This is a genomic window from Pseudomonas sp. P20 (assembly GCF_016463925.1).
Taxonomy (GTDB): Bacteria; Pseudomonadota; Gammaproteobacteria; order Pseudomonadales; family Pseudomonadaceae; genus Pseudomonas; species Pseudomonas aeruginosa.
This window is the reverse complement of sequence record NZ_JAEMVM010000030.1, coordinates 158,916-183,852: the sequence shown is the minus strand read 5'-3', so window position 1 is coordinate 183,852 and position 24,937 is coordinate 158,916. Positions and strand designations below refer to the sequence as shown.

Below are 24,937 nucleotides of genomic sequence, written 5' to 3'. Positions count from 1 at the left end.
GAGGCGCACCTGCTGGGCTCCAAGGTGGAATACGACGAAGAGCGCGACATGCTGATCATCCGCCAGTTGCCGACCCAGTTGAAGGACCAGCTCAAGCGGCGCAAGGACTGACCCGCGCCGCCCCGGAGCGCCGCCGGCGCTCCCTTTCCCTCCTCAGCCGCAGGCCCAGTCGAAGCGCATGTCGCGGAAATCGAGCTGGGCGTTGCCGCCGCCGAAGTTGTAGCCGCCCAGGTATTCCTCGAACTCTACGTAGAAGGGACTCATCTCCGGTACGCCCTGCACCGGACGCATGGTGCCGCCGATATGGTTCGGCAGGTGCCCTTCCACCCAGGGATGCTCGCGGTAGTTGTCGCGCTCGATCTTGCCGTCCAGCCAGTAGTGCGGCAGCTGGTAGCCGCCGTCGCCGTATTCGCTGGGCACCACCCCGGCGTTGGGGTCTTGCGCCCGCGCCGTCCAGCGCAGGGGGTAGCGCTGCTGGTGGCCGGCCGCCGGGCGGCCACCGAGGGCGCGCAGCAGGTAGTAGTCGTCCTCCGCCCAGTCCGGCACGAAGCTGGCCGCCGAACCAGCCTCCAGCCACTGCGGCGGCTCGGTCTGCGCCAACAGCGGGTTGCCCGCCGGCAGCGCCGGCGGCTGGCAGGGCGCGCCGCTGAATTCAGCGGCGTCGAGCAGGATCAACGCATAGGCGCCGCCGAGGATGTCCTCCATCCGATGCAGACGCGGATGGCTATTGCGCCCGGCCTCCCAGAACGGCCGCAGTTCCGCTTCGGCCGGCGGTTGCGCGGGCGGATCGATGAGCATCTCGCGAATGCCGTCGACGCTGGTCGGTCCACCGTCGTTCTGGTCCGGGGCGAGGGAGAAGAAGCTCAGCGCGACGATCTCCGGGCCATGCACCCGGTAGTCCTCCGGCAGCAGCAGGGTGAAGCCGTGCATCAGCGGATAGCCGGTGTCCGGATCCAGCGGCCACTGCTCCGGACGGATGCCCGGCGGCAGGCCGAAGCACCAGCCGTGGTTGGCTTCGCCGGCGTGCGCGGCGTCGTTGACGATTTCGATGTCGTAGGCGTTCATGGCCACTCCCTGGTCGGTTTTTCCAGTTCCCGGCCACGCCGGCCGGGTGTCGCAGTGTAAAACGGCGTCCCCGGCAGGCGAAGGACTTTCAGCCCAGGCCCACGCCGAGCGCGGTGCCCAACCCATAGGTGAAGGCCGCGGCAAGGGTACCGACCAGCACCTGGCGCAACGCCGAGAACGCCAGCGGCCGCCCGGTGAAACGGGCGGTGACCGCGCCGCTGAACAGCAGCGCAAGCAGGCTGGACAGCAGGCTTGCGACCAGCGCCGCGGCACCGTCGAGGAACAGGAACGGCGCCACCGGCACCAGGGCGCCAAGGGAAAACAGCAGGAACGACGTGCCCGCCGCGTTCCACGGGTTGCCGCCCAACTCCGTCGGATCGATGCCGAGGGCCTCGCGGGACAAGGTGTCCAGCGCGCCACGACCGTCGTTCATCAGTTGCAGGGCCACGCGCCGGGCGGACACCTCGCTCAGCCCCTTGGCAGTGAAGATATCGATCAGTTCCTGGGTCTCGGTGTCCGGGCAGAGCCTGAGCAGGCGTTCTTCCTCGGCGATGCGCTTGCTCGCCATCTCGCGGGCGTTGGTCACCGACAGCCACTCGCCGAGGGCCATCGAACAGGCCCCGGACACCAGTCCGGCCATCCCGGTGAGGACGATGGACGAATGCGCCATGCTCGCACCCGCCACGCCCATCACCAGGCACAGGTTCGACACCAGGCCATCGTTGGCACCGAGCACCGCGGCGCGCAGCTTGGTGCCGGCGTCGCGGTCCGGCCTCGCCTCGGGCAACGCGCACTGCGGCGGATCGGCGTCCGGCCGCAGCGGCGGGGTCTCCGCCGGCATGCCTCAACGCGCCTCGATGCGAAAGCCCAGGCGCGGGAAATGCACATGCACGGTACCCGCCCGCGGGTCTTCGCGGCGCAGGATGAGTTCCTCGCTGCCGGCGAAGAGCAGTTCGCCCTGTACCGCGTCGACACCGTAGTCGGTGGCGGCGATGGCGACCGCCTGGCCGGGCAGGAAACCGTTGGGGTCGCTGAAGGATTCGTCCGGCAATGCCGCGGGCTGGCTGCCGCGAGCCACCTCCAGGGCTTCCTCCGCACTCATCTCGGCTGGCGCGCCATGGCCGAAGCCGAGCACCCGTCCCAACCAGGCCTGCACCTGCGGGTAATCGTCGACCAGCGGCGCGGTGACCGGCGTGCCCTTGAGGAACCACAGGCAGTGCGCCACGGCGAAGTCGGCGACGGACGCTTCGCCGAACAGGAAATCGCCGTCCTCGCGCGACAACTGGCGCTCCAGTCGCGCCATGAATGCCGGCCACTGGTGGCGCGCCTGTTCCAGCGGCAGGCGGCCGGCGCTGCCGCCGCTGAATAGCTGGCTGCGATCGGCCATGAAGGCCTTGAGGAATTCCGGCGGCAGCTTGCCGAAACGCACGGCGATGGACTCCGGGGCGAACGCCAGGCTTACCGCGTGCTGGAACAGCACCGCGTCGGCCCACTGGGCGAAGCTCGCGGCGACCATCTCCTGGCCTTCGGGAAACAGCGCCGGAACCGCCTTTTCCTGCTCCAGGCGACGGGCGATCAACGCGGTATCGCAATACACATCGGCGCCGACCTGCAACACCGGGGTCTTCCGATAGCCGCCGGTCAGCGCCACCAGGTCCGGCTTGGGCATCACCGGCGGAATCATCACCGAACGCCAGGACAGTTGCTTGAAACCGAGCAGCAGGCGCGCCTTCTCGGCGAAGGGCGAAGTGGGATAGTGATGCAGGATCAGCTCTGACATGGGCGCCTCCGGGCGGATGTGAGGCACCAGCTTAGCGCGGCTGAGAAAACACGCCTATGACAATCCGGGACATGAAGGGCGCCCCATCGCCTGGCCCGATGGGCCTGGCGATGGGCGCGCTCAATCCAGCCGGCACCCCTGGCGGGTGATGGTCATCCGCCGGTACGCCGCACGCGGCGCCTCGCGCGCCTCCAGGGCGGCGAGGAACTCCCGGGGTCGGTCCAGCGGCAGGCCGGTGAGGAAGGCGCTATCCAGCTCCCACCAGCGTGAGGCGAGCAGGCCCTCGATGATCTCCGGCGGATGCCGGTAGCGGATCACCTGCGCCGGAGTCCCGGCGACGATGGCATAGGGCGGCACGTCGCGAGTGACCACGGCGCGCGTGGCGATGATCGCCCCAGTCCCGACCTTGACCCCTTCCATCACCATCGCGCTGTGCCCGATCCAGACGTCGTGGCCGATTTCCGCGTAGCTCAGCGCCGGCTCGTAGCGCAGCGCGGTGCCGGTGTGCTGGAAGGGGTGGCTGCTCACCCAGTCGCTGGGATGGGTGTGTTTTTCCTGGCCGATGAAGCAGTCCGAGCCGATCGAGCAGAAACGCCCGATGGACGCCACCAGGGACAGGTCGGTGCCGCTGCGCACATAGCTGTAGGCGCCGATCTCCAGCCTCGGCGGGACGATGCGCAGGTGGCCGAGTTCGACCCGCTCCTCGAGCACCAGCGTGGTGCGCTTGCCGACACTGGCCGGGCCGCCGGCCAGCTTGCAGCCGCGGCGGCGGATCCAGCGTTTCCACCAATGATTCTTCAGGTAACCCACGAATACCCCATGACCGCAGATGAACGTCCTAGATTGCCGGCTCGCCGACCTCGCGCAACACCGGTACGCCGACCAACAGGCGCTCCTTGGCGCGCTTGCTCAGGGCCTTGATCGCCCGCTCGCGGCGCAGGGCGTCGCCCTTGCTGGCGCAGGCCTCGACGTAGACCAGCGCGCGGGCGGGGCTGGAATGGAAGAACCGCGCGCCCTTGCCGCTGCAATGAGTGTCGAAGCGGCGCAGCGGATCGTCGCTGATGCCGCAGTACAACGCGCCGTTTTCCGCCCTCACCAGGTAGACCGACCAACACTTCCCGATCGCCGCCGTGGCGGCCGTCGCCTCACTCACTCCAGACCCGCTCCCGCATCCGCTCGCAATACGCCACCAGGCGCGGATAGCCTCGCGCCACATGGCTGAGTGGGGTATCCAGGGTCGCCTCGATGAGGTTGGCGAGGATACCGTAAGCGGCGGCATCGGCGCTGCACGGATGTTCGCCGCCGTAGTACGGGACCTGGCCAAGCAGGCCGTCGAGGGCATCGAGGTCGTCGCGGGCGAAGGCCAGCAGTTCGTCCCTGCCGTGGACCCCGAGTCCCTGCGCCCTGAGGGTAGCGCGGACCTTGCGGCGCATGGCCCAGGCCACCGCGTCGCGCACGCCGAATGGCAGCGAGCCGAAGAATACCGGCTTGAGCACGCGCCAGCTGTCCTCATCGAACCAGCGGAAATACAGCATCAGGTAGTACAGGTGTTCGTCGCACAGGCGCGTGATCGCCCGTGCCCAGCCCTTGCCCCGGGCATCCAGGCCGGCGTCGAGAGTGACCCCGTAGCGCTCGCCGAGGGTACGGATGACGATCTCGCTGTCACCGATCGCCTCGCCCTCGATACGCACGTAGGGCAGCTTGCCCTTGGGCGCCTTGCGCGGGTCGCTGACGACCTTCACCTGATACTCCAGGCCGGCCAGGCGCAACCAGGTTTCCAGTTTCAGGCAGTAGGGACTGGCATTGGGTACGTTGAATGCGGCGGGAAACTGGAAGAGCGTGATCATCGCGGCGTCCTGCGGGTTGTCCGCGGCGAGCTTAGGAGATTATCCGCGCTTCGGCCACCGACAGCCTCAGCCGGCCGCCGGATGGGCAGCCTGGTAGGCGGCCAGGCCCTTGCGCGCCTGCCCGCGGATCGCCCGCTGCACCGGCGGCGCCCAGCCCAGCAGCAGGCCCTTGGCGCCAAGCGCCTGGCGGCTCCAGCGCCACAGGTCGAACTGGTCGCGATGCTCGACGATCAAACCGCCGGCGAAGCGGAAACGGGCCTCGATGCGATTCTCCACCCTGCGCCCGGTCTGGGTGAACAGGTAGTGGGCCACCCATTGCGCACACCCCTCGTTCTGGTCGGCGCGGACGTTCGCGTAGTCCAGGCGGAAGTCCCGCGCCCGGCTGGTCAGCAGGCGCCACATGTCGCCCACCTCGCGCCCGCGCAGTTCGCCGAAGGCCGGGTCGTGGAAGGTCGCCTGGGGAGCGTAGCAGGCCGCCATGGCCTCGCCGTCGAGGCGCTGGAAGGCCTGGTAGAAGCGCTCGATCAGTTCGGCGTTGGGGTGGGCCATGCGGGGTTCCTTGCGATGATAGGGACTTGCCAGGCGTCCCCAGGCGGGAACGCCGTCGTGCCGGGTCGTTTCAGCCGAACCACTCGCGGGCGCTGCGCCAGAGGCAGATACCGACGAAATAGGCCGAGGCGGCGAACCACAGGCCGAGCAGGATCGGCAGGTCGGCCGGCTGCTGAACGATCAGCAGACCGCTGCTGATCAGCCAGACGAAAGTCACGGCGATGTTCAGCGGCATGAACTGGCGCACGCGGAACGGGTGGAGGAACTTCATCCGGGTCAGGGTCAGGGCAGCCAGCACCAGCACCGTGGCGAGGTTGACCCAGGGGTGCAGGTCGAGCACGTAGAAGTACACCGCCACCACGTTCCAGGCGGCCGGGAAGCCGACGAAGTAGTTATCGGTGCTCTTCATGTTGACGTTGCAGAAGCAGAACAGCGATGAAACCAGGATCACGCCCACCGCCAGCAGCTCGAAATGCTCCGGCAGGGGGATGTAGCGGTAGATGAAGATGGCCGGGATGAACACGTAGGTCAGGTAGTCGATCACCAGGTCGAGCACCGAGCCGTCGAAATGCGGCAGCATTTCCTTGACTTCGTACTTGCGCGCCAGGGTGCCGTCGAGGCCGTCCACCAGCAGGGCCAGGCCGAGCCAGAGCAGGCAGGCCTGGGGTTTGTTGTCGACCAGCGCGAGCAGGGCCAGCAAGGCCAGGATCACGCCACTGGCGGTGACGGCGTGGACGCCCCAGGCCTTGGCTTTGTTGATGGGAGTCATCGATAGGTTCACGGGCATTTCTCTTGTTCGGTGTTCGGCATGACGCGTCGCTCTATAGTGCACCGGCACCGGTGCGTCTGTCTGTTATCGGATTGTCGGTGCTGGCGAGAGTTCAGCCAGCCCCGCCGGTCAGCGAATCGGCGGCGCATAGTGCAGGCCGCCGAGATTCCATTGCGCGTTGAGGCCGCGCGGCATCTTCAGCGGGCTGCCGTCGCCGACGTTGCGGGCGAAGATCTCGCCATAGTTGCCGACCTGGCGCACCATCTGCACCACCCAGTCGCGCGGCAGTTGCAAGTCCTTGCCGGCGTCGCCCTCGCTGCCGAGCAGGCGGGCGACGTCCGGGTTGCGGCTGTCCCTGGCCTGGCGCTCGACGTTGCTCGAGGTGACCCCCAGCTCCTCCGCGTTGAGCAGGCCGTACAGGGTCCAGCGGACGATGTTGAACCAGGCTTCGTCGCCCTGCCGCACGGCCGGGCCGAGCGGCTCCTTGGAGATCACTTCCGGCAGCACCACGTACTGCTCCGGCTTGGCCAGCTTCAGGCGCTGGGCGTAGAGCTGCGACTGGTCGGAGCTGAGCACGTCGCACTGCCCCGCCTCCAGTGCACGGGCGCTCTTCTCGTAGCTGTCGTCGAGCACCGCCTTGTAGCGGATGCCGTGGGCCCGGAAGTAGTCCGCCACGTTCAGCTCGTTGGTGGTGCCGGACTGGATGCACACCGTCGCGTCCTTCAGTTCGCGGGCGCTGGACACGCCGAGCTTGCGATTGACCAGGAAGCCCTGGCCGTCGAAATAGGTGACGCCGGTGAAGTGGATGCCCAGCGCGGTATCCCGCGAGCTGGTCCATGAGGTGTTGCGCGACAGCAGATCGACCGTGCCGGACTGCAACGCCGAAAACCGCTCGGTGGCGGACAGCGGGGTGAAGCGCACCTTCTCGGCATCGCCGAACAGCGCGGCGGCCAGCGCCCGGCAGATGTCGACGTCGAGCCCCTTGAAACGGCCCTTGGCGTCGGCGTAGGAGAACCCCGGCAGGCCGTCGCTGACGCCGCACTGCACGTAGCCCTTGCGCTTCACCGCATCCAGCGTCGCACCGGCCTCGGCCGTGGCGCTGGCGCCGAGGCAGACAGCGGCCAGCAGCAGCCAGGTACCTTTCATTATTGTCATCTGTTCGCCACTCCCTTCGCCGCCCCTGGGTGAACCGCCGGCCCCGCGCCGGTCGCTTCCCGGGCCGGTCGCCGCACTGTAACCGCAAGCGCCGCGGCACCGGCAGAGGCAGCCGGCGGCGCGACCGCGGCGGGCGACGAACGGCGTACCCGGCGCACTTCCCTTAGCAAAGCGCATCCGCGGGAAATTGGCGAATGCATGATCTGCGACAATCTGGCCGACTTGCGAGCGGGAAAGCGCCTGTTGTCGAATGGTCCTCCCATTCCGAACGCATATGCCCCCTGCCTGGAGCCGTCATGAGCGAACCCCTGATCCTCGATGCCCCGAATGCCGACGCCTGTATCATCTGGCTGCACGGCCTGGGCGCCGACCGTACCGACTTCAAACCGGTGGCCGAAGCCCTGCAGATGGTCCTGCCGAGCACCCGCTTCATCCTCCCCCAGGCGCCGAGCCAGGCGGTGACGGTCAATGGCGGCTGGGTCATGCCGAGCTGGTACGACATCCTTGCCTTCAGTCCGGCGCGGGCCATCGACGAAGACCAGTTGAACGCCTCCGCCGACCAGGTCATCGCTCTCATCGATGAACAGCGCGCCAAGGGCATCGCCGCCGAGCGGATCATCCTCGCCGGTTTCTCGCAGGGCGGCGCGGTGGTCCTGCATACCGCCTTCCGCCGCTACGCCCAGCCGCTCGGCGGGGTGCTGGCGCTATCCACCTACGCGCCGACCTTCGACGACCTGGCGCTGGACGAGCGCCACAAGCGGATTCCGGTCCTGCACCTGCACGGCAGCCAGGACGACGTGGTCGACCCGGCGCTTGGCCGCGCGGCCCATGACGCCTTGCAGGCGCAGGGCGTGGAGGTGGGCTGGCACGACTACCCGATGGGCCACGAGGTGTCCCTGGAGGAAATCCACGACATCGGCGCCTGGCTGCGCAAGCGCCTCTGACGCCCGGAGCTTCTCTCAGACGGCGTGCAGCCGGTAGTTCAGCGCGTAGCCGCCGAGCAGCTCTTCCAGCGCCGCCTGGCGTCTTTCGTCAAGCGCGGGAACGTGCAGGTGGGCGAGCTGGCCGTGGCGCTCGTCGGCGACCACCTCCACGCGGATATCCTCGGCGATCCTCCGGCTTTCCTCCTCCAGCACCCGGCGGATCGCGTCCAGGCGCAGCGCCGGCTTGAAGGTCTTGCCCACCGCGGTGACCGGCATGCTCTCGATCAGCCAGATATCCTTGGGCACCGCCGCGCGCTCCGGTACGTGGCGGCTGGCGTGCTCCAGCAGCTCTTCCTCGCTGGCGCTGGCGCCAGGCTTGAGCTGGATATACGCCACCGGCAGCTCGCCGGCCTTGGCGTCCGGCTTGCCCACCGCCGCCGCCAGGGCCACGGCCGGATGCCGGTGCAGCGCTTCTTCGATCATCTGTGGGTCGATGTTGTGGCCACCGCGAATGATCAGGTCCTTGCTGCGCCCGGTGAGCCAGATGTAGCCGTCCTCGTCGATACGACCGAGGTCGCCGGTATTGAACCAGCCATCGCCGATCCAGATATCGCGGTTCCGGTCCTGTTGCAGGTAGCCCTTGAACACCGTCGGGCCCTTCAGGCAGAGGTTGCCCACCTCGTTCGGCGCGGCATCGCGCAGGTAATTGCCCTCGCCGTCGAGCACCGCGACCTTCACCTGGCAGTACGGCAGGCGCAGGCCGATCGAACCCGGCCGGCGCTCGCCGCCACGCGGGTTGCAACTGGTGCCGCAGGTACCTTCGGTGAGGCCGTAGCCCTCGATCACCTTGAGCCCGGTACGCGCCTCGAACTGGCGGATCAGCTCCACCGGCATCGGCGCCGCGCCGCACAGGGCGAAACGCAGGCTGGACAGGTCGCGGCCATCGCTGGGGACCTGCAGCAACGCCGCGTAGATGGTCGGCACGCCACTGAAGCTGGTGACCCGGTAGCGTTCCACCAGCTTCCAGAAGTCCTGGATCAGGGTCGGATTGCGGTAGCCCTGGGGCCCGGCCAGGAGCACCTGGGCGCCGCGATGGAAGGGCGCCAGGCCGGTAACCATCACGCCGTTGACGTGGAACAGCGGCAGGCCGCAGAGCAGCACGTCGTCCACCCCGTAGTCGGCGTTCAGGCCCATGATCTCGGCCATCGCCACCTCGTTGAAGTGGCTGTGCGGCGCCAGCTTCGGCGTGCCGGTGGTGCCGCCGGTGTGGAAATAGGAAGCGACGTCGTCCGGATGGATCGCCCGTCCGCTCTCCAGGCGGTCTGCCGGGCAGTCGGCGATCAGCGTATCGAAGTCCAGCACGCCCTCCGGCAGCGGCCCGCGCTGGGCCTTGAGCGCCTCGCGCTGCGGCGCCGGCAACAGGTTGGCCGGATCGACCACGACGATCGCGTACAGCTCCGGCAGCTGCGCGCGCAGGCCGGCGACCTTCTGCCACAGGTCGGTGCCGGGGAACGGCGCCAGGGTCACCAGCACCCGCGTGTTGGAGGCGCGGATCAGCTCGGCGATGTGCTCCGGCTCCAGCAGCGGGTTGATCGCATTGACGATCCCGGCAGCCTCGCCGCCCCAGATCACGTAGTGGGTCTGCGGCAGGTTGGGCAGCAGGAAGGACACCGCCTGGTGGCTTTCCAGGCCCAGCCGGTGCAAGGCGTTGGCGGTCTGGGTGACGCGGGCGAACAGCTCGGCATAGCTGATCCGCAGCGGTTCTTCGGCGGCGCTGCCATGCAGCAGGCAGCTCAGGGCGATACGCTGGCCGTGGCGCTGGGCCGAGCGTTGCAACAGTTCGTAGGTGCTGGACGGCAGGTCACGCTGTTCCAGCGGCACGCGTTCCAGGGCTTCGATATCGCTCAGCCCGGCGATCGATGGGGACGGATTCATGGTTTTCTTGTTCTTCCGTTGGTGAGTGGGCGGACACTCGCCGGATCGCTCCGGCACCGTCCCGAAGATGCCACCCCCGTCGTCGCCCTACCGTTGTCTTTTTGTAGCGCGCCACCGGTCGCGCGCACGAGTCCTCCCGAAGGCTGCCCCGGGAGCTTCGCGCAGCCCCCTCCAGGCCCCGTCCGGCCAGGGCTGGAGGGCGCCGGCCAAGCATGGATTTCTCCCCGCTGGCAACATGCTTTACACTGGCGCCCGTTCATTCCTTAACCACTACGAGATCGCCGTGCTCAAAGCACTCAAGAAAATCTTCGGCAAGGCCGACGGAACCCAGCCGCAGAGCGGTTCCTCCCCGGTCCCGCAAGGCCCTGCCGGCGCTACCGCGAAAGGTACCGCCCCCACCGGCGAAAAGCCGACCGAGAAACGCCCACGCAAACCGCGCCCCCCGCGCGCCGACAACGAGTCCGGCGCCCCGCGCGCCGCTGAAAAGGCCGAGAAAGGCGAAAAGCCCGCCAAACCCGCCGCCAAAGAAGGCCGGGACGCCAAGCCGCGCAGCGACAAGCCGCGCCGCGAACGCAAGCCGAAGCCGGTGGACAACTGGAAGCTGGAAGACTTCGTGGTCGAACCGCAGGAAGGCAAGACCCGCTTCCACGACTTCAACCTCGCCCCGAGCCTGATGCACGCCATCCATGACCTCGGCTTCCCCTACTGCACCCCGATCCAGGCGCAGGTACTGGGCTTCACCCTGCGCGGCCAGGACGCCATCGGCCGCGCACAGACCGGCACCGGCAAGACCGCCGCGTTCCTCATCTCGATCATCACCCAATTGCTGCAGACCCCGCCGCCGAAAGAGCGCTACATGGGCGAGCCGCGCGCGCTGATCATCGCCCCGACCCGCGAACTGGTGGTACAGATCGCCAAGGACGCCGCGGCGCTGACCAAGTACACCGGGCTGAACGTGATGACCTTCGTCGGCGGCATGGACTTCGACAAGCAACTCAAGCAGCTGGAAGCGCGCTTCTGCGACATCCTGGTAGCCACCCCAGGCCGTCTGCTGGACTTCAACCAGCGCGGCGAGGTGCACCTGGACATGGTCGAGGTGATGGTCCTCGACGAAGCCGACCGCATGCTCGACATGGGTTTCATCCCGCAGGTCCGGCAGATCATCCGGCAGACCCCGCACAAGGGCGAACGCCAGACCCTGCTGTTCTCGGCGACCTTCACCGACGACGTGATGAACCTCGCCAAGCAGTGGACCGTCGATCCGGCGATCGTCGAGATCGAGCCGGAGAACGTCGCCAGCGACACCGTCGAGCAGCATGTCTACGCCGTGGCCGGCAGCGACAAGTACAAGCTGCTGTACAACCTGGTGGCACAGAACAACTGGGAACGGGTGATGGTCTTCGCCAACCGCAAGGACGAAGTCCGCCGCATCGAGGAACGCCTGACCAAGGACGGCATCAGCGCCGCCCAGATGTCCGGCGACGTACCGCAGCACAAGCGCATCCGCACCCTGGAAGGCTTCCGCGAAGGCAAGATCCGCGTCCTGGTGGCAACCGACGTGGCCGGCCGCGGCATCCACATCGACGGCATCAGCCATGTGATCAACTTCACCCTGCCGGAGGACCCGGACGACTACGTGCACCGTATCGGTCGTACCGGCCGCGCCGGCGCCTCGGGCACCTCGATCAGCTTCGCCGGCGAGGACGATGCCTTCGCCCTGCCGCCGATCGAAGAACTGCTGGGCCGCAAGATCACCTGCGAGATGCCGCCGGCCGAACTGCTCAAGCCGGTACCGCGCAAGCACTGAACGCAGGCGTGGAGAAAAAAGGCGAAGCCATCCGGCTTCGCCTTTTTCGTTTCTGCGACACGCAGGTGCCGCCGTCGGTCATCGAGGCGGGTCGGCGCTTGCCCGGCAATACCTTAAAGTCCAGAATGGACAAATTGTTTACATCCATTCCGGAGATCGCATGAGCGCCGCCACTCCCCTGATCGTCCAGCAGGCCGAAGCCGAGCAACTGCTCGCCCGTATCGACGTCCTCCAGGCCATGCGCCAGCTGTTCCTCGACCTGGCCGCCGGCCAGGCGCTCCAGCCGGCCCAGCAACTGGTGGAGTTCCCCGCCGGTCGCGGCGACTTCATCAACTACCTCGGCGTGCTCGCCCAGGAACAGGTCTACGGAGTCAAGACTTCGCCCTACATCGTTCGCGAACAGGGCCCGTTGGTCACCGCCTGGACCCTGCTGATGTCGATGCAGACCGGCCAGCCCTTGCTGCTCTGCGATGCCGCCCGGCTGACCACCGCGCGCACCGCCGCCACCACCGCGGTGGCGGTGGATGCCCTGGCTCCGGCCGAGGCCGGCCGCCTGGCGCTGATCGGCAGCGGACCGGTGGCCCATGCCCACCTGCAATACGTGAAGGGCCTGCGTGACTGGCAGGGCGTGCGAGTCCATTCGCCGAGCCTGGACGAGCGCCGCCTGCAAAGCCTCCGCGCCATCGACCCGCGCGCCGAAGCCGCAGGCAGCCTGGAGGAAGCGCTGGACGAAGCCGATGTGATCCTGCTCTGCACCTCCTCGGCCCGAGCGGTGATCGACCCGCGCCAACTCAAGCGCCCGGCGCTGGTCACCTCGATCAGCACCAACGCGCCCCGCGCCCATGAGGTACCGGCGGAAAGCCTGGCGGCCATGGACGTCTATTGCGACTACCGGCACACCACCCCAGGCTCCGCCGGCGAGATGCTGATCGCCGCCGAACAGCATGGCTGGAGCCCCGAGGCGATCCGCGGCGACCTCGCCGAACTGCTCAGCGGCCAGGCGCCACGTCCGGAATACCGGCGCCCGGCGTTCTTCCGCTCGATCGGCCTGGGCCTGGAAGACGTAGCCCTGGCCAACGCCCTCTACCGCCTGCGCCAGGCAGGCTGATCGCGCGATGCAGGAGAGCAGCATGATCGAAGCGGATTACCTCGTCATCGGTGCCGGCATCGCCGGCGCATCCACCGGCTACTGGCTGTCGGCCCACGGCCGGGTCGTGGTGCTGGAGCGCGAGGCGCAGCCCGGCTACCACTCCACCGGCCGCTCCGCCGCGCACTACACGGTGGCCTACGGCACACCCCAGGTGCGCGCGCTCACCGCCGCCAGCCGGGCCTTCTTCGACAACCCGCCGGCCGGCTTCTGCGAGCATCCGCTGCTCAGCCCGCGTCCGGAAATGGTGGTCGACTTCAGCGACGATCCGGAAGAACTCCGCCGCCAATACGAAAGCGGCAAGGCGCTGGTGCCGCAGATGCGCCTGCTGGACGCGGAACAGGCCTGCTCGATCGTGCCGGTGCTGCGTCGCGACAAGGTCTTCGGCGCCACCTACGACCCCACCGGCGCCGACATCGATACCGACGCCCTGCACCAGGGCTACCTGCGCGGCATCCGCCGCAACCAGGGGCAGGTCCTGTGCAACCACGAAGCGCTGGAGATCCGCCGGGTCGACGGCGCCTGGGAAGTCCGCTGCGACGCCGGCAGCTACCGCGCGGCGGTGCTGGTCAACGCCGCAGGCGCCTGGTGCGACGCCATCGCCGGGCTGGCCGGCGTCCGCCCGCTGGGCCTGCAGCCCAAGCGCCGCTCGGCCTTCATCTTCGCCCCGCCGCCGGGCATCGACTGCCACGACTGGCCGATGCTGGTCAGCCTCGACGAATCCTTCTACCTGAAGCCGGACGCCGGCATGTTGCTCGGCTCGCCGGCCAACGCCGATCCGGTCGAAGCCCACGACGTGCAGCCCGAGCAACTGGACATCGCCACCGGCATGTACCTGATCGAAGAAGCCACCATCCTCACCATTCGCCGCCCGGAACACACCTGGGCAGGGCTGCGCTCGTTCGTCGCCGACGGCGACCTGGTGGCCGGCTACGCCGCCGATGCGGAAGGCTTCTTCTGGGTCGCCGCCCAGGGCGGCTACGGTATCCAGACCTCGGCGGCGATGGGCGAGGCCAGCGCCGCGCTGATCCGCCACCAGCCGCTGCCGGCGCACCTGCGCGAGCACGGCCTGGACGAGGCGATGCTGTCGCCGCGCCGCCTGTCCCCCTGATGACCCGGCGGCGGGTTTGCGGCACACTCGCCTCGCCCGTCGTCCCACGAGAGTTCCTGCGCATGAGCCCGAGCCAAGACCCCAGCCTGGAGAACTACCGGGCGATCGCCGACGGCATCGCCACCCTGTTCTTCCCCCACGCCGAAGTGGTCCTGCACGACCTGCGCAGCCAGCGGGTCGACTACATCGCCAACAACCTGTCCAAGCGCGAGGTCGGCGACGACTCGGCGCTGGAAGACATGCTCGAAGGCGATAGCGACGAGCGCAACATCGGTCCCTACGAGAAGCTCAACTGGGACGGGCAGAAGATCCGCTCGGTCAGCACCGTGCTGCGCGACTCCGCCGGCCAGCCGCTGGCGGTGCTGTGCATCAACCTGAACATCAGCCTGTTCGAGAGCGCCAAGGCGGCACTCGACCTGTTCCTCTCGCCGAGCAAGCTGATCCCGCAACCGGACGCGCTGTTCCGCGACGACTGGCAGGAGCGCATCAACACCTTCCTGCACGGCTGGCTGCGGCAACGCCAGCTCGGCTTGAACCTGCTGACCCGCGAGCACAAGCGCGAACTGGTCCTGGCCCTGCACGCCGAGGGCGCGTTCAAGGGCAAGAGCGCCGCCAACTATGTGGCCAACGTGCTGAACATGGGCCGTGCGACGGTCTACAAGCACCTCAAGGAGCTGAAGGAAGGCGGCGACTGACGGCAGCCGCCGCCGGCGAGCGGTCAGTCGCCGTAGATGTCGCTCTTGAAGTACTTGCCCTCGATGCGCTTGTAGGTCCCGTCGGCACGAATCGCGTCGATCGCCGCGTTGAGCTTGCCGACCAGCTCGGCGTCCCCCTTGCGCACCGCGATCCCGGCGCCCTCGCCGAAGTATTTCGGGTCCTTGAACTCCGGCCCGACGAAGGCGTAGCCCTTGCCGCGCGGGGTATCGAGGAAGCCGGTCTGCAGCGGGATGGAGTCGGCGAAGGTGGCGTCGAGGCGGCCGGCCACCAGGTCCAGGTAGATCTCGTCCTGGCTGGTGTAGCGCACCACTTCGGCACCGGCCTTGGCCAGCACCGCACTGGCGAAGCGGTCGGCGGTAGCGCCGCGCTGCACGCCGATGCGCTTGCCGGCCAACTGGCTGAAGCTGTCGTCGAGCTGGGCGCCTTCCTTCATCACCAGGCGGCCCGGCGTGAAGTAGTACTTGTGGGTGAAGTCCACCGAGCGCCGGCGCTCCTCGGTGATGGTGATGGAGGACAGCGCGGCGTCTATCTTGCGAACTTTCAGCGAGGGAATCAGGCCGTCGTACTCCTGCTCGATCCACTGGCACTTCACCTGCATCTGCGCGCACAGCGCGTTGCCGATGTCGTAGTCGAAGCCGGCCAGTTCGCCTTCGGCGGTCTTGAAGGAAAACGGCGGGTAGGCGGCCTCGATGCCGATCCGCAGGTTGCCATCGGCGGCGACGGCGGATCCGCTGGCGAGCACGCCGAGCAGCAGGCCTCCCAGCAGGTTCTTGGTGTTCAGCGACTTGATCATGGACGACTCCAGGGGTGACGAAGGTGCGCCCGCGGCCCGGGCAGGAAACAGACGGTGATCCGCCTTTATACTTTTCGTCCAATCTGGACCAAAAAGTATACATCGTCAATCGCCGTCCCTCCTCCGCTACCCCTCCTTACCTCCTTCGAGGAATAGGCCCGCCGGCCCGCGGGACTTAGTCTTGAGCCATACACAGCCACCCCGCGAGGTGTTCCGCTACGCAGACATCACCCCTTGCTCCATTTCAGCTATCACGGTTAAGGCTCTATTTACGCCTGGATCCCCGCGTCACGCTCATGCCGCGGGGATTTTTTCGTTTCGTCAACGCCCTTGAGAGGCTTCGCTACCCGTCGCAAGCCGCGCTCCGCCAGCTAGCGCGCCCAGGTCGGCGCCGAGCGCGAGTACCGAAGGGTGCCTGAGCGACGTACGGGACCCGGTCGGGCTGGACATGCCCGGCCACCCGGACGCGCGGCGCAGCTAGGTGATCGCACGCAGTTCCTGCGACGGTTATGCCGTGATGTTTCCGGGGGCGAGCTGTACAGCAGCGAGACCGGCGACGAGACCCTGGTGACCTACCAGAAGAGCGGCCTCGCCCTGGCCGCTGGCGAAGGCCCGCTGGAGGCGCCCCGAGTCGCCTCAGCCGCCGCTCATGTTCATGAAGCGCAGCACCTGCACCTCGCCGGCGGCGCTGAATTCATGGCGCGCCGGCTTGCGCTGGAGCGCCTCGCCGATCGCTTCCAGCAACGGCCCGTCGTGCAGCGGGTGGCGGCGCAGCAGCGCGCGCAGGTCGAGCGAATGCTCGTGGCCGAGGCACAGCAGCAGGCGGCCCTCGACGGTCAGGCGCAGGCGGTTGCAGGTGGCGCAGAAGTTGTGCGAGTGCGGCGAGATGAAGCCGATGCGTGTCTGCGGATGCTCGACCAGGCGCACGTAGCGCGCCGGCCCGCCGCTCTGCTCGGCGCTGTCGAGCAAGGCGTGGCGCTGGGCGATCAGCGCGCGTACTTCGTCGCTGGAGCAGAAGCTCTCGCCACGTTCGCGGCCGACCTGGCCAAGCGGCATCTCCTCGATGAAGCTGATATCCAGGCCGCGGGCGATGGCGAAGTCCACCAGCGCCGGCACCTCATCGGCGTTGCGCCCCTTCATCACCACCGCGTTCAGCTTGATCCGGCGGAAACCGGCGGCCTGGGCGGCGTCGATGCCGGCCAGCACCTTGTCCAGCTCGCCGTTGCGGGTGATCGCCCGGAAGCGCAGCGGATCGAGGGTATCGAGGCTGATGTTGAGACGCGACAGGCCGGCGTCGTACAACGGCCGGGCGTAGCGCACCAGTTGCGAGCCGTTGCTGGTCATGCACAGTTCGCGCAACCCCGGCAGTGCCGCCAGGCGCTCGCACAGGCCGACGATGCCGGGCCGCACCAGCGGCTCGCCGCCGGTCAGGCGCAGCTTGCGCACACCGCCGGCGACGAACAGCCGGGCGACCCGCTCGATCTCCTCCAGGGTCAGCACCTGCTGGCGCGGCAGGAAGCGCATGTCCTCGGCCATGCAGTAGACACAGCGGAAGTCGCAACGGTCGGTGACCGACAGGCGCAGGTAGTCGATCTGTCGGCCTTGGCCATCGATCCAGTCGGTCATGTCCTGGGTACTCCGATTGATGTGCGGGAGGGAGAGGGAAACATCGGCACCGAAGGCTATTGCACCAGCGCCCCATCCGCACCCTCGAAGGCGAAGCCCTCGATGCAGGCGTCTCCCGCCAGCACGCCGATGTACTGTCCCACCGCTCGCTGCAACACCTGCGCTTGCAGGTGCGCGGCGATCTGTGCGCGGGCCGCGTCGAAGTCGAGCGGCTCGCCGCCTTCGCGCGCCAGCAGTTCCACCACATGCAGGCCATAGCGGCTTTCCAGCGGATGCTCGAGCAGCCCGGGCGCGCGGCGCAGCAGGCGCTTCTCGAATTCGGGGACGGTCTGCCCCGGCTCGATCCAGCCAAGGTCGCCACCCGACTCCTTCGACGGGCAGGCGGAGAAACGCCGGGCCAGGTCGACGAAGCGCTCGGGATGCCCGCGCAACTCGTCGAGCAGCTCCGCGGCCTGCTTGCGCGCCGTCTCGCGGCCTTCCAGGTCGTCCGGCGCGCAGGCCAGCAGCACATGGCGCAATTGCAGGCGCCAGGGGCCGAGCAGGCGCCCCGGATTGGCCGCGTACCAGGTCCGGCAGGCGTCTTCGTCGGCTTCCGGGACCTGCACCTCTTCCTCCAGCAATTGGCGGATGCGCGCTTCCTCCGGCGTCTCGCCGTCTTCGCAGCGGGCCTCGATGCCCAGCGCGTCGGCCCGTTGCAGGAGCAACTGGCGGACGATCAGCGCACGGCAGGCGGCCTCCAGCGCCAGCGCATAGCTGTCCGCCGGGTGGTATTGCAGTTCGCGGGCCAGCAGGTCTTCGCCGATGGCCATGCCGTTGACCTTCAGTTGCGGCAGTTCGACCTTCTCGACGCGTTCTTCGTAGTGGGAGCAACTCATGATCGATCACCTCGGTTCGGCGGGCCGGCGCCGGATGCGCCGGCCGCCCAGGGTTCAGGCAGGACGTTTCTGACGCACGATCTGGTAGCGCCGGCCCAGGTACCACACCGGCGCGCTGACGATGTGCACCAGGCGGGTGAAGGGGAACAGCACGAACAGGGTAAGGCCCAGGCCGACGTGCAGCTTGTAGACCAGGCCCACCGGCGCGATGGCCTCGGCCGCCGCCAGCGGACGCAGGGTGACGATGGCCTGGGCCCAGTCGGCGAGCATCACCATCACCGAGCCATCCATGTGATGGGTCGAGGCGACGATGGTGGAGAGGCCGAGGATCAGCTGGGCGTAGAGCACCAGCAGGATCATCAGGTCGGAGGCGTTGCCAGTGGCGCGCACCCGTGCGTCGGTCAGGCGGCGCAGGATCAGTCCGCTCAGGCCGATGAAGCAGAGCACGCCGAAGAAGCCGCCGGAGACCATCGCCAGCAGTTGCTTGTTCTCGGTGCTGATCAGGTGGTGGTAGACCGAGGCCGGGGTCAGCAGGCCGACGAAGTGGCCGGCGAGGATGAACAGCACGCCGACGTGGAACAGGTTGCTGTATACCCGCATGCCCTTCTTGCTGAGCATCTGGCTGGAACCGGCCTTCCAGGTGTACTGCGAGAGGTCGAAGCGCGCCCAGCTGCCGACCAGGCAGATCAGCAGCGCGACATAGGGATAGATCCCGAAGAACAGAAGATTGGTCGACATGCTCAGACTCCTTCGCGGGCCGCGCGGTACTGCATCTGCGGTACCGGCTGGGCGACCCATTGCAATGGTTGTTCGGTGGACGCCGTTGGACGGCGGCCGCTGCTCGACGGGCAACCGCCGGCGGGGTCGGTGAAGCTCACCGGGGTTTCCTCCCAGGCCCGGTCGATGGCCTCCAGGCTGTCGTCGCGCTGTTCCTGGGCCTGGTCGCGACGCAACGCGCCGAGGTCCGGGCGCTCGCCGCCGAGTTCCAGCAACGCCTCGAAAATCGCCGCATAGGCGCTGCCGCGTTCCTCCAGGCGCAGCGCCAGCAGGCCGAGGATGTGCGCCACTTCGGCGAGCCCTTCGCTGGCCGCCGCGAACGGCAGCAGCGACAGGTATTCGAGGTACAGCGGCAGGTAGTCCGGCAGCTCCGGTACGTCGATTTGCAGGCCGGCCCCGGTATAGCGGTCGAGCAGGTCGACCATCGCCTGGCCACGGTCGCGGCTCTCGCCGTGGACGTGCTCGAAGAGCAGCAGCGAGACCGAGCGGCCGCGCTCGAAGAGACCGTCGTAGCGCGCCTGGACGTCCAGCAGGTCGCCCTGGCAGAGCTCGTTGAGCAGCGCCGCGAGGCCGTCGCGCAGCGCTTCCGGCAGTTCGCAGGTGCGGATCAGCGCATGCAGGCCGAGGCTCTCCTCGCGCAGCTCGGCGCGTGGATAGTCGAGTAGCAGGGCGAGCAGGCGGAACAGTTGGCTGTGATCGTTCATGGCGCTCACTCCTGGATCTGCACGACCTGGATCACGTCGCGGCGGTTGGTCGGCTTGCCGCCGAACAGGTTGACGGCGGAGTTGCTGCCGCCGGAACAGCCGTTGCCGAAGCTGAAGCCGCAGCCGGAACGCTCGGCGAAGGCATCGGAAAGCGCTTCCTCGCGGTGCGCGCTGGGGATCACGAAGCGATCCTCGTAGTTGGCGATGGCCAGGTAGCGGTACATCTCCTCCACCTGCTCCACGCTCAACCCGACCTTGGCCAGCACCTCCAGGTCCTGGCGGCCTTCGACGTGCTCGGCGCGCTTGTAGGCGCGCATCGCCAGCAGGCGCTTGAGCGCCAGCAGCACCGGCGCGGTGTCGCCGGCGGTGAGCAGGTTGGCCAGGTACTGCACGGGGATGCGCAGCGACTCGACGTCCGGGATCACCCCGTCGCTGCCGATGTGCCCCTCGGCGGCGGCGTTCTGGATCGGCGACAGCGGCGGCACGTACCAGACCATCGGCAGCGTGCGGTATTCCGGGTGCAGCGGCAGGGCCAGCTTCCAGTCCATCGCCAGCTTGTACACCGGCGACTTCTGCGCCGCCTCGATGACGCTGTCGGCCACCCCATCCTTGCGCGCCTGGGCGATCACCGCCGGGTCGAACGGATCGAGGAAGATCTCCAGTTGCTTCTCGTACAGCTCGCGCTCGTTCTCGCAACTGGCCACTTCGTGGATACGGTCGGCGTCGTAGAGCAGCACGCCGAGGTAGCGGATGCGCCCGACGCAGGTCTCCGAGCAGACGGTGGGCTGGCCGGCCTCGATGCGCGGGTAGCAGAAGATGCACTTCTCGGACTTGCCGCTCTTCCAGTTGAAGTAGATCTTCTTGTACGGGCAGCCGGAGATGCACATCCGCCAGCCGCGGCACTTGTCCTGGTCGATCAGGACGATGCCGTCCTCCTCGCGCTTGTAGATCGCCCCGCTCGGGCAGGACGCCACGCACGCCGGGTTCAGGCAGTGCTCGCAGAGGCGCGGCAGGTACATCATGAAGGTGTTCTCGTACTCACCGTAGATGTCCGCCTGGACCTGGTCGAAGTTCTTGTCCTTGCGCCGCTTGGCGAACTCGGTGCCGAGGATCTCCTCCCAGTTCGGGCCCCACTCGATCTTCTCCATGCGCTGCCCGGAGACCAGCGAGCGCGGGCGCGCCACCGGCTGGTGCTCGGCCTTGGGCGCGGTATGCAGGTGCTGGTAGTCGAAGTCGAACGGTTCGTAGTAGTCGTCGATCTCGGGCAGGTCCGGGTTGGCGAAGATGTTCGCCAGCACGCGGAACTTGCCGCCGATGCGCGGGCGGATCGAACCGTCTGCCGCGCGCACCCAGCCGCCCTTCCACTTCTCCTGGTTTTCCCATTCCTTCGGGTAGCCGATCCCAGGCTTGGTCTCGACGTTGTTGAACCAGGCGTACTCCATGCCTTCGCGGCTGGTCCAGACGTTCTTGCAGGTGATCGAGCAGGTGTGGCAACCGATGCATTTGTCGAGGTTCAGCACCATGCCGACTTGCGAACGAATTTTCATGGCGTCTCTCCTCAAATGTCCTGGGGCAGCGGTTGCGGCAGGGCGTCGCCGCCGAGTCCGCCGTGGCGGGGTTCGTCCAGCCAGTCGACCTTGCTCATCTTGCGCACCACGACGAACTCGTCGCGGTTGCAGCCGACCGTGCCGTAGTAGTTGAAGCCCCAGGCCTGCTGGGCGTAGCCGCCGATCATGTGGGTCGGCTTGAGCACCACGCGGGTCACCGAGTTGTGGTGGCCGCCACGGGTGCCGGTGGTCTCGCTGCCGGGTACGTTCACGATGCGTTCCTGGGCGTGGTACATCATCACCATGCCGTCCTTGACCCGCTGGCTGACCACCGCGCGGCAGGTCGCCGCGCCGTTGGCGTTGAACACCTCGACCCAGTCGTTATCGACGATCCCGGCCTTGGCCGCGTCGTGCTCGCTGAGCCAGATGATCGGACCACCGCGCGACAGGGTGAGCATCAGCAGGTTGTCGCTGTAGGTGGAGTGGATGCCCCATTTCTGGTGCGGGGTGATCCAGTTCAGGGTGATCTCCGGGTTGCCGTTGGGCTTCCTGTTCAACAGTTTCTCGGTGGTCCGGGTGTTGACCGGCGGCCGGTAGCTGACGAAGCCTTCGCCGAACGCCTGCATCCACGGGTGATCCTGGTAGAACTGCTGGCGACCGGTGATGGTGCGCCACGGGATCAGCTCGTGGACGTTGGTGTAGCCGGCGTTGTAGCTGACGTGCTCGTCCTCGAGGCCGGACCAGGTCGGGCTGGAGATGATCTTGCGCGGCTGCACCTGGATGTCGCGGAAGCGGATCTTCTCGTCTTCCTTGGGCAGCGCCAGGTGGGCGTGCTCGCGGCCGGTGATCTTCGACAGCGCTTCCCAGGCCTTGACCGCGACCTGGCCGTTGGTTTCCGGAGCCAGGGCGAGGACCACCTCGGCGGCGTCGATGGCGCTGTCGATACGCGGCCGGCCCTGGCTGACGCCGCTCTCGACCACGCGATGGTTGAGGTCGCCGACCAGCTTCACTTCCTTCTCGGTGTTCCAGCCGATGCCCTTGCCGCCGTTGCCCAGCTTGTCCAGCAGCGGACCGAGCGAGGTGAACTTGCGGTAGACGTTCGGGTAGTCGCGCTCGACCAGGTGCAGCGTCGGCAGGTTGCGTCCCGGCACCGGCTCGCACTCGCCCTTCTTCCAGTCATGGCCGTCGCCGCCGAACGGCTGCGCCAGCTCGGTGGGGGTGTCATGCAGCAGCGGCACCGTGACCAGGTCCTGCTCCACGCCGAGGTGGCCTTCGGCGACGGCGGAGAACTTCTTGGCGATGGCCTTGTAGATCTCCCAGTCGCTCTTGGCTTCCCAGGCCGGATCGGTGGCCGCCGACAGCGGATGGATGAAGGGGTGCATGTCGGAGGTGTTGAGGTCGTCCTTCTCGTACCAGGTAGCGGTCGGCAGGACGATGTCCGAGTACATGCAGGTGGAGGACATGCGGAAGTCCAGGGTGGTGACCAGGTCGAGCTTGCCCTCGGCACCGTCGTCGACCCAGTCGACCTCGGTGGGACGCGGACCGCCGGCCTTGCCGAGGTCATCGTTCATCACCCCGTTCTTCGCCCCGAGCAGGTACTTGAGCATGTACTCGTGCCCCTTGCCGGAGGAGCCCAGCAGGTTGGAGCGCCAGATGAACATGTTGCGCGGGAAGTTCTGCGGATCGTCCGGCGATTCGCTGGCGAAGCGCAAGCCGCCGCTCTTCAGTTCGCGCACCACATAGTCGGCGACCAGCAGGCCGGCGGCCTCGGCCTCGGCGGCGATGCGCAGCGGGTTGCGGTTCAGTTGCGGCGCCGACGGCAGCCAGCCGAGGCGTTCGGCCTGGATGTTGTAGTCCAGGGCGTGTTCGGCGAAGCGGCTGGCGTCGGCCAGCGGCGACAGCACCTCGTGCATCGACAGCTTCTCGTGGCGCCATTGCGAGCTGTGCAGGTAGAAGAAGCTGGTGCCGTTCATCTGCCGCGGCGGCCGGCTCCAGTCCAGGCCGAAGGCCAGCGGCGCCCAGCCGGTCTGCGGGCGCAGCTTCTCCTGGCCGACATAGTGCGCCCAGCCGCCGCCGCTCTGGCCGATGCAGCCGCACATCATCAGCATGTTGATGACCGCGCGGTAGTTCATGTCCATGTGGTACCAGTGGTTCATCGCCGCGCCGATGATCACCATCGCCTTGCCGCGGGTCTTGTCGGCGCTGTCGGCGAACTCGCGGGCGACCTGCGTCGCGCGCGCCGCCGGGACGCCGGTGATGCGCTCCTGCCAGGCCGGGGTATAGGGCGTGTCGGCGTCCTCGTAGGAGGTCGCCACGTTGTCGCCGCCCAGGCCGCGGTCGATGCTGTAGTTGGCCATCTGCAAGTCATAGACGGTGGCCACCCGCAGGCGCTTGCCGTCCGCCGCGACGATCTCGCGGAACGGCACCCGGCGCAGCAGTACCTCGTCGTTGGCGACGCCCTTGAAGTGCGGGTGCTCCTGCCCGGCGAAGTACGGGAAGGCCACCTCGCAGGCATGTTCCGGGCCATCGAGCAGCGACAGTTGCAGGCGCGTCTGGTCACCGCTCCTGCCGTCCAGCTCGGCGATGTTCCACTTGCCAGACTCGCCCCAGCGGTAGCCGATGGCGCCGGTGGGCGAGACCAGCCCGCCGCTGCGCTCGTCGTAGGCGATGGTCTTCCACTCGGGGTTGTTGTCCTGGCCGAGGTTGTCCGCCAGGTCGGCGGCGCGCAGGTAGCGGGTCGGCTTGAACGCGCCGCCGGCGTGTTCTTCCAGCAACACCAGCATCGGCATGTCGGTGTACTGGCGGCAGTAGTCGACGAAGTAGGCGCTCGGCCGGTCGAGGTGGAACTCCTTCAGGATCACGTGACCGAAGGCCATGCCCAGCGCGGCGTCGGTGCCCTGCTTGGGGTTGAGCCAGAGGTCGGTGAGCTTGGCCACCTCGGAATAGTCCGGGGTGATGGAGACGGTCTTGGTGCCCTTGTAGCGCACCTCGGTGAAGAAGTGCGCGTCCGGGGTCCGCGTCTGCGGCACGTTGGAGCCCCAGGCGATGATGTAGCTGGAGTTGTACCAGTCGGCCGACTCCGGCACGTCGGTCTGCTCGCCCCAGATCTGCGGGCTGGCCGGCGGCAGGTCGCAGTACCAGTCGTAGAAGCTCAGGCAGACCCCGCCGATCAGCGACAGGTAGCGGGCGCCGGCGGCGTAGCTGACCATCGACATGGCCGGGATCGGCGAGAAGCCGATCACCCGGTCCGGACCGTAGGTCTTGGCGGTGTAGACGTTGGCCGCGGCGATGATCTCGGTGACCTCGTCCCAGCTGGAACGGACGAAGCCGCCCAGGCCGCGCTGGCTCTTGTAGCTCTTCGCCTTGGGGGCGTCCTCGACGATGCTGGCCCAGGCGTTCACCGGGTCGCCGTGCTGCGCCCGCGCCTCGCGCCAGAGCTTGAGCAACGGCTTGCGCACCTTCGGGTACTTCAGGCGGTTGGCGCTGTAGATGTACCAGGAATAGCTGGCCCCGCGCGGGCAGCCGCGCGGCTCGTGGTTGGGCAGGTCCGGACGGGTGCGCGGGTAGTCGGTCTGCTGGGTTTCCCAGGTGATCAGGCCGTTCTTCACGTAGATCTTCCAGGAGCAGGAGCCGGTGCAGTTCACCCCGTGGGTGGAGCGCACGATCTTGTCGTGCTGCCAGCGCTGCCGGTAGGCACCTTCCCAGGCGCGGCTCTCGTTGCTGGTCTCGCCGTGGCCATCGGCGAATTCGCCCTGCTTCTTCTTGAAGAACTGCAGGCGGTCGAGCAGGTGACTCATCTTGATCTCCTCA

Annotated in this window: 22 protein-coding genes and 1 pseudogene; 6 read left to right on the top strand and 17 right to left on the bottom strand. The window is 67.8% G+C overall.

Going from position 1 to position 24,937, the window contains the following annotated elements:
- Positions 1–111, top strand: a pseudogene (locus tag JHD77_RS28350) (nucleoid-associated protein YejK); the annotation flags it as partial.
- Positions 112–153: 42 nt separating this feature from the next.
- Here the strand turns inward: JHD77_RS28350 and JHD77_RS28345 are convergent.
- The 9 genes from JHD77_RS28345 to JHD77_RS28305 all read right to left on the bottom strand — a co-directional run bounded on the left by JHD77_RS28345 (position 154) and on the right by JHD77_RS28305 (position 7,165).
- Positions 154–1,065, bottom strand: a complete 912-nt coding sequence (locus JHD77_RS28345) for a hypothetical protein (RefSeq protein WP_003119277.1) — start codon at positions 1,063–1,065, stop codon at positions 154–156.
- Positions 1,066–1,153: 88 nt separating this feature from the next.
- Positions 1,154–1,906 carry a VIT1/CCC1 transporter family protein gene (locus tag JHD77_RS28340; RefSeq protein WP_009876987.1) on the bottom strand — a complete coding sequence of 251 codons (753 nt, stop codon included), beginning with the start codon at positions 1,904–1,906 and terminating at the stop codon, positions 1,154–1,156.
- Positions 1,907–1,909: 3 nt separating this feature from the next.
- Complete coding sequence (locus tag JHD77_RS28335) at positions 1,910–2,845, bottom strand: glutathione S-transferase family protein (RefSeq protein WP_003092916.1); 936 nt, start codon at positions 2,843–2,845, stop codon at positions 1,910–1,912.
- Positions 2,846–2,965: 120 nt separating this feature from the next.
- Positions 2,966–3,655: a CatB-related O-acetyltransferase gene (locus JHD77_RS28330; protein WP_003105028.1), complete on the bottom strand. Its 690-nt coding sequence runs from the start codon at positions 3,653–3,655 to the stop codon at positions 2,966–2,968.
- A 28-nt stretch (positions 3,656–3,683) separates the two neighbouring features.
- Positions 3,684–3,998, bottom strand: coding sequence for a GIY-YIG nuclease family protein (locus JHD77_RS28325; protein WP_003119275.1), 315 nt, complete (start codon positions 3,996–3,998; stop codon positions 3,684–3,686).
- Positions 3,991–4,692, bottom strand: a complete 702-nt coding sequence (locus JHD77_RS28320) for a glutathione S-transferase C-terminal domain-containing protein (RefSeq protein WP_003092922.1) — start codon at positions 4,690–4,692, stop codon at positions 3,991–3,993. Before JHD77_RS28320 ends, JHD77_RS28325 begins: the two co-directional genes overlap by 8 nt.
- A gap of 66 nt (positions 4,693–4,758) precedes the next feature.
- Complete coding sequence (locus tag JHD77_RS28315) at positions 4,759–5,241, bottom strand: nuclear transport factor 2 family protein (protein WP_034022726.1); 483 nt, start codon at positions 5,239–5,241, stop codon at positions 4,759–4,761.
- Positions 5,242–5,311: 70 nt separating this feature from the next.
- On the bottom strand, positions 5,312–6,028 hold the full coding sequence (gene pcsA / locus JHD77_RS28310; protein WP_003105024.1) for a phosphatidylcholine synthase: 717 nt from the start codon (positions 6,026–6,028) through the stop codon (positions 5,312–5,314).
- A 111-nt stretch (positions 6,029–6,139) separates the two neighbouring features.
- Complete coding sequence (locus JHD77_RS28305) at positions 6,140–7,165, bottom strand: amino acid ABC transporter substrate-binding protein (protein WP_003119272.1); 1,026 nt, start codon at positions 7,163–7,165, stop codon at positions 6,140–6,142.
- A 296-nt stretch (positions 7,166–7,461) separates the two neighbouring features.
- Between JHD77_RS28305 and JHD77_RS28300 the strand changes: the two genes are divergently transcribed.
- Entirely contained in the window at positions 7,462–8,109 is a 648-nt protein-coding gene (locus tag JHD77_RS28300) for an alpha/beta hydrolase (RefSeq protein ID WP_003105021.1), read from the top strand.
- A 15-nt stretch (positions 8,110–8,124) separates the two neighbouring features.
- Here JHD77_RS28300 and JHD77_RS28295 read toward each other — a convergent pair whose 3' ends face one another.
- On the bottom strand, positions 8,125–10,023 hold the full coding sequence (locus JHD77_RS28295) for an acyl-CoA synthetase (protein WP_015649496.1): 1,899 nt from the start codon (positions 10,021–10,023) through the stop codon (positions 8,125–8,127).
- A gap of 283 nt (positions 10,024–10,306) precedes the next feature.
- Here JHD77_RS28295 and rhlB point away from each other — a divergent pair, with 283 nt between their 5' ends.
- The 4 genes from rhlB to dauR all read left to right on the top strand — a co-directional run bounded on the left by rhlB (position 10,307) and on the right by dauR (position 14,783).
- Positions 10,307–11,830 (top strand): ATP-dependent RNA helicase RhlB, encoded by a 1,524-nt coding sequence (rhlB, locus tag JHD77_RS28290; protein WP_003158777.1) that lies wholly within the window; start codon positions 10,307–10,309, stop codon positions 11,828–11,830.
- Positions 11,831–11,990: 160 nt separating this feature from the next.
- Positions 11,991–12,938, top strand: coding sequence for an NAD(P)H-dependent anabolic L-arginine dehydrogenase DauB (dauB, locus tag JHD77_RS28285; RefSeq protein WP_003118294.1), 948 nt, complete (start codon positions 11,991–11,993; stop codon positions 12,936–12,938).
- 22 nt (positions 12,939–12,960) lie between these two features.
- On the top strand, positions 12,961–14,088 hold the full coding sequence (dauA, locus tag JHD77_RS28280; RefSeq protein WP_024929076.1) for an FAD-dependent catabolic D-arginine dehydrogenase DauA: 1,128 nt from the start codon (positions 12,961–12,963) through the stop codon (positions 14,086–14,088).
- 62 nt (positions 14,089–14,150) lie between these two features.
- Positions 14,151–14,783 carry a transcriptional regulator DauR gene (gene dauR, locus JHD77_RS28275; protein ID WP_003113779.1) on the top strand — a complete coding sequence of 211 codons (633 nt, stop codon included), beginning with the start codon at positions 14,151–14,153 and terminating at the stop codon, positions 14,781–14,783.
- A gap of 23 nt (positions 14,784–14,806) precedes the next feature.
- Here dauR and JHD77_RS28270 read toward each other — a convergent pair whose 3' ends face one another.
- The 7 genes from JHD77_RS28270 to JHD77_RS28240 form a co-directional block, all read right to left on the bottom strand.
- Positions 14,807–15,598, bottom strand: coding sequence for an ABC transporter substrate-binding protein (locus tag JHD77_RS28270; RefSeq protein ID WP_003118292.1), 792 nt, complete (start codon positions 15,596–15,598; stop codon positions 14,807–14,809).
- Positions 15,599–16,234: 636 nt separating this feature from the next.
- Positions 16,235–17,224 carry a GTP 3',8-cyclase MoaA gene (gene moaA / locus JHD77_RS28265; RefSeq protein ID WP_003092949.1) on the bottom strand — a complete coding sequence of 330 codons (990 nt, stop codon included), beginning with the start codon at positions 17,222–17,224 and terminating at the stop codon, positions 16,235–16,237.
- Between the two features lie 56 nt (positions 17,225–17,280).
- Positions 17,281–18,099 (bottom strand): peptidylprolyl isomerase, encoded by an 819-nt coding sequence (locus tag JHD77_RS28260; RefSeq protein WP_003105307.1) that lies wholly within the window; start codon positions 18,097–18,099, stop codon positions 17,281–17,283.
- A gap of 54 nt (positions 18,100–18,153) precedes the next feature.
- On the bottom strand, positions 18,154–18,837 hold the full coding sequence (narI, locus tag JHD77_RS28255) for a respiratory nitrate reductase subunit gamma (protein ID WP_003092953.1): 684 nt from the start codon (positions 18,835–18,837) through the stop codon (positions 18,154–18,156).
- A gap of 2 nt (positions 18,838–18,839) precedes the next feature.
- Positions 18,840–19,580, bottom strand: a complete 741-nt coding sequence (gene narJ / locus JHD77_RS28250) for a nitrate reductase molybdenum cofactor assembly chaperone (protein ID WP_003092956.1) — start codon at positions 19,578–19,580, stop codon at positions 18,840–18,842.
- A gap of 5 nt (positions 19,581–19,585) precedes the next feature.
- A complete protein-coding gene (gene narH, locus JHD77_RS28245; protein ID WP_003092958.1) occupies positions 19,586–21,127 on the bottom strand; it encodes a nitrate reductase subunit beta in 1,542 nt (513 codons plus the stop codon).
- A gap of 11 nt (positions 21,128–21,138) precedes the next feature.
- Positions 21,139–24,924 carry a nitrate reductase subunit alpha gene (locus JHD77_RS28240; RefSeq protein ID WP_031755950.1) on the bottom strand — a complete coding sequence of 1,262 codons (3,786 nt, stop codon included), beginning with the start codon at positions 24,922–24,924 and terminating at the stop codon, positions 21,139–21,141.
- Between the last annotated feature and the right edge of the window lie 13 nt (positions 24,925–24,937).

Excerpts from the sequence above, each read along its gene's own strand:
- JHD77_RS28345 (WP_003119277.1), bottom strand. The coding sequence starts at position 1,065 with ATGAACGCCTACGACATCGAAATCGTCAACGACGCCGCGCACGCCGGC.
- JHD77_RS28340 (WP_009876987.1), bottom strand. The coding sequence starts at position 1,906 with ATGCCGGCGGAGACCCCGCCGCTGCGGCCGGACGCCGATCCGCCGCAG.
- JHD77_RS28335 (WP_003092916.1), bottom strand. The coding sequence starts at position 2,845 with ATGTCAGAGCTGATCCTGCATCACTATCCCACTTCGCCCTTCGCCGAG.
- JHD77_RS28320 (WP_003092922.1), bottom strand. The coding sequence starts at position 4,692 with ATGATCACGCTCTTCCAGTTTCCCGCCGCATTCAACGTACCCAATGCC.
- JHD77_RS28315 (WP_034022726.1), bottom strand. The coding sequence starts at position 5,241 with ATGGCCCACCCCAACGCCGAACTGATCGAGCGCTTCTACCAGGCCTTC.
- pcsA (WP_003105024.1), bottom strand. The coding sequence starts at position 6,028 with ATGCCCGTGAACCTATCGATGACTCCCATCAACAAAGCCAAGGCCTGG.
- JHD77_RS28305 (WP_003119272.1), bottom strand. The coding sequence starts at position 7,165 with ATGACAATAATGAAAGGTACCTGGCTGCTGCTGGCCGCTGTCTGCCTC.
- JHD77_RS28300 (WP_003105021.1), top strand. The coding sequence starts at position 7,462 with ATGAGCGAACCCCTGATCCTCGATGCCCCGAATGCCGACGCCTGTATC.
- JHD77_RS28295 (WP_015649496.1), bottom strand. The coding sequence starts at position 10,023 with ATGAATCCGTCCCCATCGATCGCCGGGCTGAGCGATATCGAAGCCCTG.
- dauB (WP_003118294.1), top strand. The coding sequence starts at position 11,991 with ATGAGCGCCGCCACTCCCCTGATCGTCCAGCAGGCCGAAGCCGAGCAA.
- dauA (WP_024929076.1), top strand. The coding sequence starts at position 12,961 with ATGATCGAAGCGGATTACCTCGTCATCGGTGCCGGCATCGCCGGCGCA.
- dauR (WP_003113779.1), top strand. The coding sequence starts at position 14,151 with ATGAGCCCGAGCCAAGACCCCAGCCTGGAGAACTACCGGGCGATCGCC.
- JHD77_RS28270 (WP_003118292.1), bottom strand. The coding sequence starts at position 15,598 with ATGATCAAGTCGCTGAACACCAAGAACCTGCTGGGAGGCCTGCTGCTC.
- moaA (WP_003092949.1), bottom strand. The coding sequence starts at position 17,224 with ATGACCGACTGGATCGATGGCCAAGGCCGACAGATCGACTACCTGCGC.
- JHD77_RS28260 (WP_003105307.1), bottom strand. The coding sequence starts at position 18,099 with ATGAGTTGCTCCCACTACGAAGAACGCGTCGAGAAGGTCGAACTGCCG.
- narI (WP_003092953.1), bottom strand. The coding sequence starts at position 18,837 with ATGTCGACCAATCTTCTGTTCTTCGGGATCTATCCCTATGTCGCGCTG.
- narJ (WP_003092956.1), bottom strand. The coding sequence starts at position 19,580 with ATGAACGATCACAGCCAACTGTTCCGCCTGCTCGCCCTGCTACTCGAC.
- narH (WP_003092958.1), bottom strand. The coding sequence starts at position 21,127 with ATGAAAATTCGTTCGCAAGTCGGCATGGTGCTGAACCTCGACAAATGC.
- JHD77_RS28240 (WP_031755950.1), bottom strand. The coding sequence starts at position 24,924 with ATGAGTCACCTGCTCGACCGCCTGCAGTTCTTCAAGAAGAAGCAGGGC.